This window comes from Azospirillum isscasi (assembly GCF_030849505.1).
Lineage (GTDB): Bacteria > Pseudomonadota > Alphaproteobacteria > Azospirillales > Azospirillaceae > Azospirillum > Azospirillum isscasi.
The window spans coordinates 116,733-130,538 of the sequence record NZ_JAUJFI010000002.1; the positions used below are offsets into that span (position 1 = coordinate 116,733).

The following is a 13,806-nucleotide window of genomic DNA, read 5'->3' on the forward strand; positions in this document are numbered from 1 at the left end:
TTTGATGGGCGGCGTCATCCTAGCGTTTTCCCGGCCCGCGTCACGCCTTTCGGCATGCCAGCCCGTGTGGAATTTGCGTGTGGAATTTGCAGGCGGGCGGCGGAAGCGGTCTGGTAGGATCGCCGCCCACCCATCGCCCCTCCCCCACGTTCAGGCAATCGGAATGTCCATGGCCCAGGGTCTTCCCCTCACCTATCTGGAAGCCGGCGAAGCGAACGGCGGCACCCCTCTGCTGGTCCTGCACGGCCTGTTCGGGTCGGCGCGCAACTGGCAGACCCTGGCGAAGCGCTTCGCGGAGCGCCACCGGGTCTACGCGCTGGACCTGCGCAACCACGGCGGCGCCCCCTGGTCGGACGAGATGACCTACCCGGCCATGGCCGCGGACGTGCTGCGCTTCCTCGACGACCGGGGCTTCGCGCGGGCCGCGGTGGTCGGCCATTCCATGGGCGGCAAGGTGGCGATGACGCTGGCGCTCAACCATCCGGACCGGGTGGAGCGGCTGGTCGTGGCCGACATCGCGCCGGCGGCCTACACCCACACCCACGCCCCCTTCGTGGCGGCGATGAAGCAGGCCAGGCTGGAGGGCTGCACCCGCCGGTCGGAGGTCGAGGCGCAGCTCGCCGAGGCGGTGCCGGAAGCCCCCCTGCGCTCCTTCCTGCTGCAGAATCTCGTCCTGGAGCAGGGCAAATTCCATTGGCGGATCAACCTGGACGCCATCGGCGCCCGCATGAGCGATCTGATCGGCTTCCCGGATCTGGGCGGCGCCCGCTACGACGGCCCCACCCTGTTCATCGGCGGCACCCGGTCCGACTACATCCTGCCGGAGCATCACGCCGCCATCCGCCGGCATTTTCCCAAGGCCGCCATCGAGATGATCGAGGGCGCCGGCCACTGGCTGCACGCCGAACGCCCGCAGGAGTTCGCCACACTCGTCGAAGCCTTCGCGTAAGCGACCGCCCAAAAGAAAACGGGGGCCGCGAAGGCCCCCGTTCTTCACACGCTGGCGATCCGATGTCCGGTCAGAGCGCGCCCTGGCGGGCGCCGGCCTTGCCGACCGGGGCGGCGGACTGGTTGAAGGCGTCGCGCAGGTAGGGCGACAGGGCCTGCCGCATGGTGCGCAGCCACTCGTGGATGATGATCAGCGAGCGGGAGGCGACCGGCGGCGTCATGCCCAGCTTCACCAGATCCTCGCGGGTCATCCGCGCCACGTCGTCGATGCGGTGGCCGGTCAGGCGCGCCCAGGCCGGTGCCGTGCAGGGCGCCATGGAAATGACCTCCACGCCCTCGCGCTCCACCATCTCCGCCTTGCGGCGGGCGTACTGGCTGTCCTCCAACTGCGAGAAGGGACCGGAGACGCCGTTCTCGACCAGAACGCGCTTGGCCTTCGGGGCGATGGTGGCGATGCGCTCCAGCGTGTTCATGCCGGTGGAGAGCGAGGCCAGATCGACGGTGACCGGCACCATGAAGGTCAGCCGCTCGCCCTCGCCGACGTAATAGTCGAAGCCCGACACCTCGGCCCAGTTGAAGAACCACTGGGAGATGTTGCCGCCGAAGTCGTACAGGCGGCCGCCGCGCTGCAGCTCCGGACCGATCTGGTCCCAGAACTCGTAGAAGCCGTCGCCCGAACCCATCATGTTCATGAAGTCCTGGGTGATGCGGCGGTGCTCCACCACCTCCGGACCGAACAGGCGGTTCAGACGCTCGTTCACCTCATACTCGACGACCTTGAGCTGAAGGCCCTCGAGCATGGCGGTCGCCATCAGGTGATGGGACAGCAGCGTCTTGCCGACGCCACCGCGGTCGTTGAGAACGAAGATGGTGCCCAGCATGCGATCGCCTTTCCAGAGTCTGTTCGTAGTCGAATCTTGAGTTGTCGGAGCGTGAATGACCGGCGCCGGGGAAATCGGTGCCGGGGAAATCGGTGCCTGAGCATGACGGCGTTCGAGGGGCGAAGCCGGTTCTTCCGGCGGAGCCGCTGTTCTGCTGGCCGTTTCCGGAACGGGTTCGGGCTCCGGTTCCGGCTCGGCGGCGGCTTCCGGCTGATCGCCGGGCAGGTCCGCGATCACTTCGGGTTCCGCCGGCTTCTCCGGCTCCGCGGCCACATCCCCGGCAGCGGTGTCCTCAGCAACCGTGTCCCCGCCAACCGTATCCTCGGCGGCTGCGTCCCGCCGTCCCGCGGCGAGGGCCGCGCGGTGCACCGCGTCCAGCGTTTCACGCGGGGTCGCGCTGCCGCTCTCCTCCCCGCCCGCAGCCTCGCCCGCAGCCTCGCCGCGCCCTTCGTTGCCGACCAGGAAGAAGGCGGACCGGAGGGTCACCGGCGAGATCGGCTGGTTGTCGCGGGCGGTGACGCCCAGCTTCGCCAGCACATCCGAGATTTCCGCCCAGGACAGACCGCGTTCGCGCATCAGCCCGATGTCGGCGTAGCTTTCGCGGACGGCCTGCATGGCTGAACGGCTTCCAGCCGGACGATCGGCAAGGAGCCGTTCCAGTTCCGCGCGATCAATCGACACCGTGAGTACCCGGCATGCGTGGCTTTGGAGAGGGGTGGGTAGGATTTGTGATACCGCAGGATTCCGTTCCCCCCGGTGCGGAAAAAATAGTACAAGCGATTGGGGGGCGCAAACGGTTTCCAACCATGTTCAACCGCATTAAACCTGTGACACGGCAACCTTCCTTGGTCTCCGGCAGGATTGCAGGATAGGGCCCGGCGTTTGGCGAAGATGCCCTATGATTTCCGCCCGCAGGATCAGCGGACCGCCGACTCCGGGCGGACGCCGGGGACGCCCATCGGCTTCCACGAGCTGCGTCAGGCGTGCGAGATTTCAGCCCTGCGGGAGGATCTGGAACGCATCCTCCAGGACACCGGCGCCCTGCGCGACAGCATCGAGGACGCGGTGGAGCAGGTGCGCAAGCGCTTCGCCACCATGACGGCCGACGAGCTGGCGGATTCCGAGAAGATGGCCCCGCTGCTGCAATTCGCCGTGTCGACCCTGCTGTCCATCCGCGAGGAAGCGCGGCGCATCAACACCCAGACCGGCCCCGTGGACGACGACGACCGCCCCACGCGGACCGTCTCCGAACGCGCCCAGACGTCCGCGCCGGTTCCGGCGGCACCGCAGGCCACGCCCCAGACGTCCCCGCAGACTGCCCCCCAGACCGCACCACAGACCGCACCACAGACCTACGCGCCGCCGCCGTCCGGCGACCCCGCCCCCTCCTTTGCCGAACCGCCGCGCGACGATCCTCCCCCACCGCCTTCGCCGGGGCCGGTCCTGTCGCCCTTCGTGCCGAGAACCCCGGCCCCGGCGCCGCAACGTCCGGCTGCGCCGGACCCCGCTCCCGAGCCGGCACCGTCTCCGTCCTGGCTCTCGCCCCTGTCCGGACGCAAGGGCGGTTCCGGAGCCAACGGCGGCGCCCCTGCCCCACGCAACGGCAACGTGGACTGGCTGAGCCGCCCCAAGCGCTGACATGCCGCCGCCACACTGTTGCGGGAAGGTCGCGCTTCGCCCGAACGCGCCGGCGTCACAGCGATTTTCCTTGAACTTCGAAATGGGTGTGGCTACCACTTTATTTGGTAAATAATTCTTTACCAATAGCACCTGCGGCGACGCATGGGGACGGTGGTCATGGCACGGGACGATATGGATACGCTGACGCGACCGGTGTCCAGCCGGGATTGGCGGCCCCACTGCGGCCCCGCCGCCCAGACCGACCGGCGCGATTCCACCCGGCGCCAGATCCCGGCGGCGATCCGCCCCTTGCGGCTTCTCATCGTGGAGGACGAGGCCCTCGCCGCGGAAGCGGTGTGCATGGCCGTCACCGATCTCGGCCACACCGTCTGCGGCACCGCCCGGACGGAGGAGGAGGCGGTGGCCATCGCCGGGCGCGAACGTCCCGACGTGGCGCTGATGGACGTGCGGCTGGCCGGCGGCGACGGGATCGAGGCGGCGCGGCGCCTGCGCGCCAATTACGGCATCCGCTCCATCTTCCTGTCCGGCTACGCGAACCACGCGATCATGGCCCGCATCACCGAGACCTACCCGCTGGGCGTGGTCAACAAGCCCTACTCGCTGGCCCAATTGAAGCTGGCGCTGGACCTTGCGGCGCGGCGGCTGCACGGCCCGCGCGGCTGACGCCACGGCGCCTCGCGCAAAAAGGAAGGGCGGCCTCCCCCATGGGAAGCCGCCCTTTCCTTTTCTCGGACCTGACGAACCGGGGAGCACCCTTGCTCCTGCCCTTGCTCCTGCCCTTACTCCTGCCCTTACTCCTGAATAAACGCCTTCACGTAGGAGTGGGACAGCGGCTGCACCAGATAGTCGAGCGGGGTGCGGGCGGACAGCAGGATGCGCGCCTCCACCGGCATGCCCGGCTTGATGGTCAGGTTGTGGACCTGATGGGAGTCGCTGTCCTTCAGCTTGATCCGCGCGATGTAGGATTCCTGGCGGGTGATCGGGTCCATCACGCGATCGGCGGAGACGTAGGTGACCGTGCCGTCCAGCGAGCCGACGACGCGGCTGTCATAGGCGGTCAACTGCACCTTCACCGGCAGATCGACGGTCAGCGACTTGATGTCCTTCGGCTGGACCTTCACCTCGGCCAGCAGGGCGCGGTCGTCCGGGATGATGTCCAGGATCGGCTCGTTCGCGGTGATGGTGCCGCCGGCGGCCCAATGGCTGTGCATCACGACGGTGCCGTCGTCCGGCGCCTTGATGGCGCGGGTCTCCAGCCGGTTGGCGGCGTCGCGCATCTGCTCGGCGAGGCGGATGACGTCGCCGCGGGACTTCTCCAGATCGACCAGGACCTTTTCGCGGAAGTCGTTGCGGCGGCGCAGCAGGTCGCCCTCGGCGTCCACGGCGGCCTGGTTGGCCTGGGCGATGCGGGCCTCCAGCTCGCGGTCGCGGCCCTTGAGCTGCGCCTCCTCCTTCTGCTGTTCGACCAGCTTGGTGCGGGTGGCGTTGCCGCGGGACAGCAGGCCCTGGGTGATGCGCAGATCGTCCTCGATGAGCTGGATCTCGCGGGCCAGGAACTTGCGCTGCTCCTGAAGGCTCTTGCCCTCCTCGCGCAGCGTGGCGACGCGCTCCTTGGTCAGGCTGGCTTCGGTGTCGAGCTGGTTGCGGCGGACCTGGAACAGGGTCTCCTGGTTGCCCATCAGCTTTTCCACCGTGCGGTCGGTGCCGCGGCGGCGGACCAGCTCGTCCGGCCACTCGATGGCGGGCTGCTCGAACAGTTCGGCGGTCAGGCGGGCTTCCAGCGCCTGGGTCTCCAGCCAGGAGGTGCTGAGCACCTGGAGCCGGGTCGCCGCCTCCGTGCTGTCCAGCCGCATCAGGACCTGACCGGCCTTCACCTTGTCGCCTTCCCGGACGAGGATCTCCTCGATCTGGGCGGTTTCGGTGTGCTTCACGATCTTGCGGCCCGTCTCCGGGGCCAGGGCGCCGGAGGCCATGACGGCGCTGTGGAGCGGGGCGAGGGCGGCCCAGGCGGTCATCCCGCCGAAGCCCACCGCCAGCACCATGAAGCCGCCGGCAAGGAGCCCGCTGACCCGGGTGTCGGGAACCAGCGCGCGAAGCGCGCCGATCGACGTCATGGTCTTCGTCTTGTAGGTGTTCATGGTGGTGTCGGTCATCACAGAAGGTCCTTGGTCGCCGGAAGTCGCACGGGTTTGGGCTGGGGGTTCCGGCGTCAGCCGGCGGCGCTCTGCACCGGCGCCGGGCCGATGTTGCGCAGGCGGCTCCAGTTCGGGCCCTGCTGCTCCTGGCGTTGCGGCAGTTCGACCGCCATGCCGTTCTTCAGAACGAAGGTCTTGTCGGACAGATCGACGAAGGCCGGGGAATGGGTCAGCACGATGGTGGTGACGCCGCGGCTCTTGGCCTCGGAAATGAACTCGCGCACCGCCTTGTGGCCGATCTCGTCCATGCCGGCGGACGGCTCGTCCAGAACCATCAGCGACGGGCGTCCGTAGCCGGCGCGGGCCACCGCGATCAGGCGGGCCGAGGCGCCGGTGATCGGGAACAGCGGGTCGGTCACCTCGGTCTCATAGCCGCCGGGCAGGCTCTCGATCCAGGAATGGATGCCGGCGCGCTTGGCGGCGTCCTCGACCTTCTCCCGCGTCGTCTCGGTGAAGCGGGCGATGTTCTCGGCGATGGTGCCGGGCAGCAGGTCGGCGCCCTGGGCCATGTAACCGATGCCCTGTTCCGGGGTTTCCGGGTTCAGCGAGGCGACGGCCAGACCGCCCAGCCGCACGGTGCCCGCCGACGGGGTGGCGACGCCGGCCAGCAGACGGGCCAGGACCGACTTGCCGGAGCGGTTGGGGCCGGCGATGCACACCGTCTGGCCCGGCTCGACCGCCAGCGTCACGCTGCGCAGGATCGGCTTCTGGTCGCGGGGGGAGACGAACAGCAGGTTCTCGACGGTCAGGCGCTCGCGCTCCACCGGGATCACCGGGCGCTCCGGCTCGAAGGACAGGCGCTTCAGCAGCGGGTAGAGGCGGCGGAAAGCCTGCCAGGACTTCTGGATCTGGCCCCAGGCGCCGGCGCTCTGCTCCACCGGGGCGAGTCCGCGGCCCACCAGCATGGAGGTGGCGATCATGCCGCCGAAGGACAGGTGCTGCTCGATCACCAGCCACGCGCCGACGCCGGTCACCGCGATCTGCAGGACCATGCGGACCCACTTGGTGAAGGCGCCGATGGCGGCGGCGCGCTCCGTCGAGCGGCCCTGAAGGGCGGAGGTGGTCATGGCGTCGCGGGCCACCGCGTCGAGCGCGCTCGGCCCCATGCGCAGGCCGCGCACCGTCTCGGACCGCGACAGCAGGGAGTCGAACAGGCGCTGCGACCGGCTGGCCGGGGCCTTGCTGTCGTCGGCGAAGTTGCGGACCGCCCAGTTGCTGATGAAGCCCAGCGCCGTCATGATGAGCATCGAGGCGACCAGGATCACGGCCAGCAGCGGGTGGATCAGGTAGATGCCGATGACGTACAGGGGCACCCAGGGCAGGTCCATCAGGGCCGGCAGCGACGGACGGCTCATCGCGGCCTTGACCTCCATGAGGTCGCTGACCGGGGCGGCGTCCGGACGGCCCCGGCCCGAGGCGTCCAGCACGTCGGCGGTCAGCCGGCGGCGCCAGGTGACCTCCAGCGCGTTGCCGGCGCGGGCCAGGATGCGCGCCCGGACGGTTTCCATGGCGGCGCTCAGCGTCAGCGCCATGACGACGATCACCGTCAGCATGACCAGCGTATCGATGTTGCCGGACGGAATCGCACGGCTGAATACCTGAAGGGAATAAAGCGGCATCGCCAACATCAGAAGATTGATGGTGGCGCTGAAGACAAATGCACCAATGAGTACCCTGGAGAAATAACGGCCGCCGTGAGCCATTTCTTTATTGGCCTTTTCAGACCCGCGAGAAAACAGGCGAGGCATTTACAGCCCTCCAATTGTCACCGTTTGAAGCAGTGCCCACTGGATGCAGGCGAGGTCAGTTGGCGCGTTTTTGGTAAATGAAATCTGAAGATTGAGGGACATCACAGGAATGCCACCGAAAACCACCCCCTTTGCGCGGGAAACATCGGCACCTCATGTGAAGGATGGACGCTTTTCCAAAGGTTGAAGGAACACGCCGAATGACCGACACGCTGACCATCGACCCCGGCCATCTGACCCTGCCCGACCTGCGCCGCATCCTGCGGGCCCCGCCCGTCCTGGCGCTGGCCCCCGGCTGCCGCGCCGCCATCGACGCCTCGGCCCGCACGGTGGCGGAGGCGGCGGGCGGGGAACGCGCGGTCTATGGCGTGAACACCGGCTTCGGCCTGCTGGCGAAGAAGCGCATCCCCCCGGATCAGGTGCGCGAGTTGCAGCGGCGGTTGGTCCTGTCGCACAGCGCCGGCACCGGGCCGGACCTGCCGCCGGGCGTGGTGCGGCTGATCCTGGCGCTGAAGGTCAACGCGCTGGCGCGCGGCCATTCCGGGGTGCGCATGGCGGTGATCGAGGCGCTGCTGGCCCTCCTCAACCACGGCGTCCTGCCGGTGGTCCCGGCCAAGGGGTCGGTGGGGGCGTCGGGCGATCTGGCGCCGCTGGCCCATCTGACCGGCGTCCTGATCGGCGAGGGCGAGGCCGACGTGGACGGCGAACGGCTGCCCGCCGCCGCCGCGCTCGCCCGCGCCGGCCTGTCGCCGCTGGTCCTGGAAGCGAAGGAGGGCTTGGCCCTGCTCAACGGCACGCAGGTGTCCACGGCGCTGGGTCTGGCCGGTCTGTTCGCGGCGGAGGACGGCTTCGCCGCCGCCCTGGTCGCCGGGGCGCTCAGCGTCGATGCCGCTCTGGGCAGCGACGGGCCGTTCGACGCGCGCATCCACGACCTGCGCGGCCAGCCGGGCCAGCGCGACGTGGCCGCCCGCTACCGCGCGCTGCTCCAGGGCAGCGGCATCCGCGACTCCCACCGCGAGGGGCACGAGACGGTGCAGGACCCCTACAGCCTGCGCTGCCAGCCGCAGGTGATGGGGGCGGTTCTGGACCATCTGCGCTTCGCCGCGGGCGTGCTGGAGCGCGAGGCGAACGCCGTCTCCGACAACCCGCTGGTCTTCCCGGACAGCGGCGACATCCTGTCCGGCGGCAATTTCCACGCGGAGCCGGTGGCGCTGGCCGCCGACGTGCTGGCGCTCGCCATCGCCGAGACGGGGGCGCTGTCGGAGCGGCGGATCGCGCTGCTGATGGACACCCACCTGTCGGGCCTGCCGCCCTTCCTGGTCGCCGACGGCGGGCTGAACAGCGGTTTCATGATCGCCCAGGTCACCGCGGCGGCGCTGGCCAGCGAGAACAAGCAGATGGCCCACCCGGCCAGCGTGGACAGCCTGCCGACCTCCGCCAACCAGGAGGATCACGTGAGCATGGCGACCCACGCCGCCCGCCGCCTGTCGGACATGGCCGACAATCTGGCGGGCATCGTGGCGGTGGAGTTGCTGGCCGCGGCCCAGGGGGTGGATTTGCGGGCGCCGCTCGCCTCCTCCCCCGCGCTGGAGCGCGCCCGCGCGCTTCTGCGCGCCCGCGTGCCGGTGTGGACGGAAGACCGCGCGATGGCCCCGGACATCGCGGCGGCGAAGCGGCTGGTGACGGAGGGCGCCTTCCGGCCCTTCGCGGACGGCGTGCTGCCCTGATCGGCGACGCGGGCTGAGACAAGACCGCGCAGGCGGCTCCAGCCGGTTTTCGTCAATTCGTTGAAGGGCTAAGGTTCCGGCCAGACTGCGGCAACCGCTTCACTTCAAACCGGAGACCATCATGGAAGGGCGCAAAGTCCCCTCGGTCGTGTTCAAGACCCGCGTGCGCGACGAAAGCATCGGCGGCCCCAACCCGTTCCGCTGGCAGGACGTGAACAGCGACGAGCTGTTCGCCGGCAAGCGCGTCGTGGTCTTCTCGCTGCCCGGCGCCTTCACGCCGACCTGCTCCAACCAGCAGGTGCCGACCTACGACAAGCTCTATCCGGAAATCCGCGATCTGGGCGTGGACGAGGTCTACTGCATCAGCGTCAACGACGCCTTCGTGATGTTCCAGTGGGGCAAGCATCTGGGCCTGAAGAACGTGAAGCTGATCCCGGACGGCTCGGGCCATTTCACCCGCCGCATGGGCATGCTGATCAACAAGGACCATGTCGGCTTCGGCATGCGGAGCTGGCGCTACGCCATGGTCGTGACCGACGGCGTGATCGAGAAGCTGTTCGAGGAGCCGGGCATCAACGACGCCGGCGAGGGTGGCGACCCTTACGGCGAGTCCGCCCCGGAGACGGTCATCGCCTATCTGCGCTCGCGCTGAGCCTTTTTTTAACCCTCTCCCCTCCGGGGAGGGGGGTTTTCTCCCCGTCCTTTCAGGCCGGGATGGCGGTCGCGCCGACCTGATCGTCCTGGCCGGCCTCCGCCTTGCGGCGTTCGTGGGCGGCCCAGGCCCGCTCGTGCAGGTAATAGGCGACCGTGTTGCACAGCGGCTCCACCAGCGCCAGCGCGCCGCCCACCGCGATGCTGCCGGTCATCAGATAGCCGACCGTGAACGCCACCGTGAAGTGGATGCAGGCAAAGCTGAAGGTCTTGGTCATCGCGGAACTCCTGAACGCCGCTGTTTTTGTTCAGCTTCAGCATGCCCGCCGGACGGCGACAGGTCCAATCGAATGATTGAAACAAATCGATAGCCAATCCCTATCGTTCAACGGAAGGGCCGGCGACGGTCGCCGGCCTCCGGCACGCTGCCGCGGCGCAGCCGGGTGCCCGGCGGGACGACCGCGAAGGGGCGGCTGTGCGCCGGTTCCAGCAACCGCACCTCCGGCCGCTTGAAGACGGGAATCAGCGCCGCCCCGGCCACGAAACCGCCGACATGCGCCCGGAAAGCCACCCCGCCGCCGTCGTCCGTGGTCGGGGTGGTAACCCCGCTCAGGATCTGGCCGGCGAACCAGAATCCCAGCACCAGCACCGCCGGCACGCTGATGACGCGCACGATGATGATGAACCAGAAGAAGACGCCGACATTCGCCCGCGGGTGCAGCACCAGATAGGCGCCCAGCACCCCGCCGATGGCCCCGCTCGCCCCCAGCATCGGCACTTCGGAGGCCGGGTTGGCGATGCTCTGCGCCAGCGCCGCCGCCGTCCCGCACAGCAGGTAGAAGACCACGAAGCGGCCCCGCCCCATGCTGTCCTCGACGTTGTTGCCGAAGATCCAGAGGTACAGCATGTTGCCGGCGAGGTGCAGGACCCCGCCATGCATGAACATGGATGTGACGACCGACATCCAGGGCGGGATCGCCCGCAGCGGCTCCGGCAAGTCGGCATAGCCGAACAGCACCGCCGGGATGACGCCGAAGGAATAGACGGCGAGGTTCCCGCCCCGCGCGCCCAGCGAGAGCTGCCACAGGAACACCATCACGCACAGCGCGATCAGCGCCATGGTGACGACCGGCGTCCGCCGCGTCGGGTTGTCGTCGTAGATGGGGAGGAAGAGCATCGGCGGCGCCTTCGGTTGGGTCGGGCCTCTCCAGTACGATGGCCCCGCCCATCGCTTCCGCCAAGACACGCGGCGAGCAGGCAAAGAAAAACCGGCGCCCGTTGAGGGGCGCCGGTTTTGCGTTTCTGCATCGACAGGCCGATCAGGTGCCCTGCGGTTCCGGGTCCATCCCGCCGCTCTCCTTGGTGGTCGGCACCGAGGGGCGGCGGCCCGAGGTCGGGGTCGGCTGCTTCGGCGGGGCCGGGGAGAAGCCCTCCCGCTCGTCGTTGCGGATCAGCGGCTCGCCGCGCAGCAGGCGGGCGATGTCCTCGCCGCTCAGGGTTTCGTACTCCAGCAGGCCCTTGGCGATGGTGTGGAGCTGGTCGATGTTCTCCGTCAGGATACGGCGGGCCTCGCCATAGGCTTCGTCCACGATCCGGCGGATTTCCTCGTCCACCGTGCGGGCGGTGGCGTCGGACATGTTCTTGTGCTGGGTGACGGAGTGGCCGAGGAAGACCTCCTGCGTCGGCTCGCCGTAAAGCAGCGGACCCAGCTTGTCGCTCATGCCCCATTCGGTGACCATGCGGCGCGACATGTCGGTCGCCATCTTGATGTCGCCCGACGCGCCGGTGGTGACCCGCTCACGCCCGAAGATCAGCTCCTCCGCGATGCGGCCGCCCATGGCGACGCGCAGGTCGGCCAGCAGCTTGGCCTGGGACAGCGAGATGCGGTCGCCTTCCGGCAGGCGCATCACCATGCCCAGCGCACGGCCGCGCGGGATGATGGTGGCCTTGTGCACGGGATCGCTGTCCGGCTGGTGGATGGCGACGATGGCGTGGCCAGCCTCGTGATAGGCGGTCAGCTTCTTCTCGTCCTCGGTCATGACCATGGAGCGGCGTTCCGCGCCCATCATGACCTTGTCCTTGGCGGCCTCGAACTCGGCCATGCCGACGACGCGCTTGCCGATGCGGGCGGCGAGCAGGGCGGCCTCGTTCACGAGGTTGGCGAGGTCGGCGCCCGAGAAGCCGGGGGTACCGCGCGCGATGACCTTGGCGTCCACGTCCGGAGCCAGCGGCACCTTGCGCATGTGGACCTTCAGGATCTTCTCGCGGCCCAGCACGTCGGGGTTCGGCACGACGACCTGGCGGTCGAAGCGGCCCGGACGCAGCAGCGCGGGGTCGAGCACGTCCGGACGGTTGGTCGCGGCGATGAGGATGACGCCCTCGTTCGCTTCGAAGCCGTCCATCTCGACCAGCAACTGGTTCAGGGTCTGCTCGCGCTCGTCGTTGCCGCCGCCCAGGCCGGCGCCGCGATGGCGGCCCACGGCGTCGATTTCGTCGATGAAGATGATGCAGGGGGCGTTCTTCTTGCCCTGCTCGAACATGTCGCGGACGCGGGAGGCACCGACGCCCACGAACATCTCGACGAAGTCGGAACCGGAGATGGTGAAGAAGGGCACGTTGGCTTCACCCGCCACGGCGCGCGCGGTCAGGGTCTTGCCGGTGCCCGGCGGGCCGACGAGCAGCACGCCCTTCGGGATCTTGCCGCCCAGGCGCTGGAACTTCTGCGGGTCCTTCAGGAACTCGACGATTTCCGCCAGTTCCTGCTTGGCCTCGTCGATGCCGGCAACGTCGTCGAAGGTGACCCGGCCGACCTTTTCCGTCAGCAGGCGCGCGCGGGACTTGCCAAAGCCCATGGCCTTGCCGCCGCCCGACTGCATCTGACGCATGAAGAAGATCCAGACGCCGATCAGCAGCAGCATCGGGAACCAGGACAGCAGCACGGAGAACAGCGACGGCACGTTGCTGTCGTCCGGAACGGCGCTGATGCGCACGTTCTTCTGCGTCAGCCGCTCGACCAGCCCGGCTTCGGGCGGGACGAAGGTGCTGAAGGACCGGCCATCGGTGAAGTGGCCGGACACCTGGCTGCCTTTGATGGTGACGTCGGCCACTTGGCCGCGGTCCACTTCGGCGAGAAGCTCGCTGAACGGAACCGTCGTCTGCGGGCTGCGCGTGGAAGAGCTCTGGAACAGATTGAACAGGGCCACCAGCAGCAGCCCGATGATGATCCAGAGCGCGAGATTCTTGCCGAAATTGTTCACGTCGAAAGCCTTTCTGCGAACCCTGCGCGGAAAGGTAGGCCGATGCGGAGCCATCCCTCCCGGGCTTACGGGCACGTTCCCAGATTAAATAATGCCGACACCGTCCGAAACAACCGGAAAAGCTGGACCGGCCAACGCCACCCCGGGAGCGTGCAAAGCCGCCGCCGAAAGGGTGAATCCCGGCCGCGCGAAACCCAGATGCGGCACCGCCGCCAGCCCCTTCCCGTCCCACAGGGCCGGCAGCGTCTCGCGGACCGGTTCGGGCAGGCCGATGCGGCCCGAATCCGGGCGGGCGGACAACGCTATCCGCCACCCGTCCCGCCCCAATTTCGCCACGGCGACCGGGCCGCCCGGGCCGCCCGCCAGCCGAACGGCGAATCGGCGGTCCCACCAGACCTCTCCACCCGGGGTAAGGCTCAGCCGTTCGGTGACTCCAACCGGTTCGCGCGCGATCACCAAATGCCCCCGGCGCGGCAGGATGCGGCAGCCGCCCAGCGTGCGTCCCCGGAACCCTCCCCCCGTGATCTCGGCGAACAGGCGCTCCGCCGCCTCGTCCTTCGGCGGATAAGGGGCGCCGCCGGTCGCCGCGATGCAGCGGGCCAGGGCGCGCAGGCCAAGCTCCTCCGGTGCCTTCAGCAGGGGGTCCGGGTCCAGCCGCAACCAGCCCTCCGGATGGACCTCCGCGGCCTCCGCCAGCAGGGCGGCGGTTCCGGCCTCCAGGGCGTTGCGGGCGCGGGCGGCCCGGCGGGCGAGGCCGG

The 13,806-nt window shown here is 68.9% G+C and carries 11 protein-coding genes and 1 pseudogene; 5 read left to right on the top strand and 7 right to left on the bottom strand.

The window, feature by feature from the left end; genetic code table 11:
* Positions 1-169 precede the first annotated feature (169 nt).
* Positions 170-949 (top strand): alpha/beta fold hydrolase, encoded by a 780-nt coding sequence (locus QSG27_RS01285; protein ID WP_306703320.1) that lies wholly within the window; start codon positions 170-172, stop codon positions 947-949.
* Positions 950-1,019: 70 nt separating this feature from the next.
* On the opposite strand, the gene QSG27_RS01290 is transcribed toward QSG27_RS01285, so the two are convergent.
* Positions 1,020-2,444, bottom strand: a complete 1,425-nt coding sequence (locus QSG27_RS01290; RefSeq protein WP_306703322.1) for a hypothetical protein — start codon at positions 2,442-2,444, stop codon at positions 1,020-1,022.
* A 276-nt stretch (positions 2,445-2,720) separates the two neighbouring features.
* Here QSG27_RS01290 and QSG27_RS01295 point away from each other — a divergent pair, with 276 nt between their 5' ends.
* Together QSG27_RS01295 and QSG27_RS01300 are read left to right on the top strand one after the other, a co-directional pair.
* Positions 2,721-3,467 carry a hypothetical protein gene (locus QSG27_RS01295; protein WP_306703323.1) on the top strand — a complete coding sequence of 249 codons (747 nt, stop codon included), beginning with the start codon at positions 2,721-2,723 and terminating at the stop codon, positions 3,465-3,467.
* Positions 3,468-3,626: 159 nt separating this feature from the next.
* Positions 3,627-4,133 (top strand): response regulator, encoded by a 507-nt coding sequence (locus QSG27_RS01300; protein ID WP_306703324.1) that lies wholly within the window; start codon positions 3,627-3,629, stop codon positions 4,131-4,133.
* A 128-nt stretch (positions 4,134-4,261) separates the two neighbouring features.
* Here QSG27_RS01300 and QSG27_RS01305 read toward each other — a convergent pair whose 3' ends face one another.
* Positions 4,262-5,623, bottom strand: coding sequence for an HlyD family type I secretion periplasmic adaptor subunit (locus tag QSG27_RS01305; RefSeq protein WP_306703326.1), 1,362 nt, complete (start codon positions 5,621-5,623; stop codon positions 4,262-4,264).
* 56 nt (positions 5,624-5,679) lie between these two features.
* Positions 5,680-7,413, bottom strand: a complete 1,734-nt coding sequence (locus QSG27_RS01310) for a type I secretion system permease/ATPase (protein WP_326522679.1) — start codon at positions 7,411-7,413, stop codon at positions 5,680-5,682.
* Positions 7,414-7,613: 200 nt separating this feature from the next.
* Here QSG27_RS01310 and hutH point away from each other — a divergent pair, with 200 nt between their 5' ends.
* Together hutH and QSG27_RS01320 are read left to right on the top strand one after the other, a co-directional pair.
* Positions 7,614-9,140: a histidine ammonia-lyase gene (hutH, locus tag QSG27_RS01315; protein WP_306703329.1), complete on the top strand. Its 1,527-nt coding sequence runs from the start codon at positions 7,614-7,616 to the stop codon at positions 9,138-9,140.
* A gap of 121 nt (positions 9,141-9,261) precedes the next feature.
* The gene (locus QSG27_RS01320; protein WP_306703330.1) at positions 9,262-9,792 is read left to right on the top strand and encodes a peroxiredoxin; all 531 of its coding nucleotides are present in this window, start codon (positions 9,262-9,264) and stop codon (positions 9,790-9,792) included.
* A gap of 52 nt (positions 9,793-9,844) precedes the next feature.
* On the opposite strand, the gene QSG27_RS01325 is transcribed toward QSG27_RS01320, so the two are convergent.
* The 4 genes and pseudogenes from QSG27_RS01325 to QSG27_RS01340 all read right to left on the bottom strand — a co-directional run.
* Entirely contained in the window at positions 9,845-10,069 is a 225-nt protein-coding gene (locus QSG27_RS01325) for a DUF2061 domain-containing protein (protein ID WP_306703331.1), read from the bottom strand.
* Positions 10,070-10,176: 107 nt separating this feature from the next.
* Positions 10,177-10,968 carry a rhomboid family intramembrane serine protease gene (locus tag QSG27_RS01330; protein ID WP_306703332.1) on the bottom strand — a complete coding sequence of 264 codons (792 nt, stop codon included), beginning with the start codon at positions 10,966-10,968 and terminating at the stop codon, positions 10,177-10,179.
* A 142-nt stretch (positions 10,969-11,110) separates the two neighbouring features.
* Entirely contained in the window at positions 11,111-13,048 is a 1,938-nt protein-coding gene (gene ftsH, locus QSG27_RS01335) for an ATP-dependent zinc metalloprotease FtsH (RefSeq protein ID WP_149470644.1), read from the bottom strand.
* Between the two features lie 84 nt (positions 13,049-13,132).
* A pseudogene (locus QSG27_RS01340) lies at positions 13,133-13,806 on the bottom strand (tRNA lysidine(34) synthetase TilS); the annotation flags it as partial.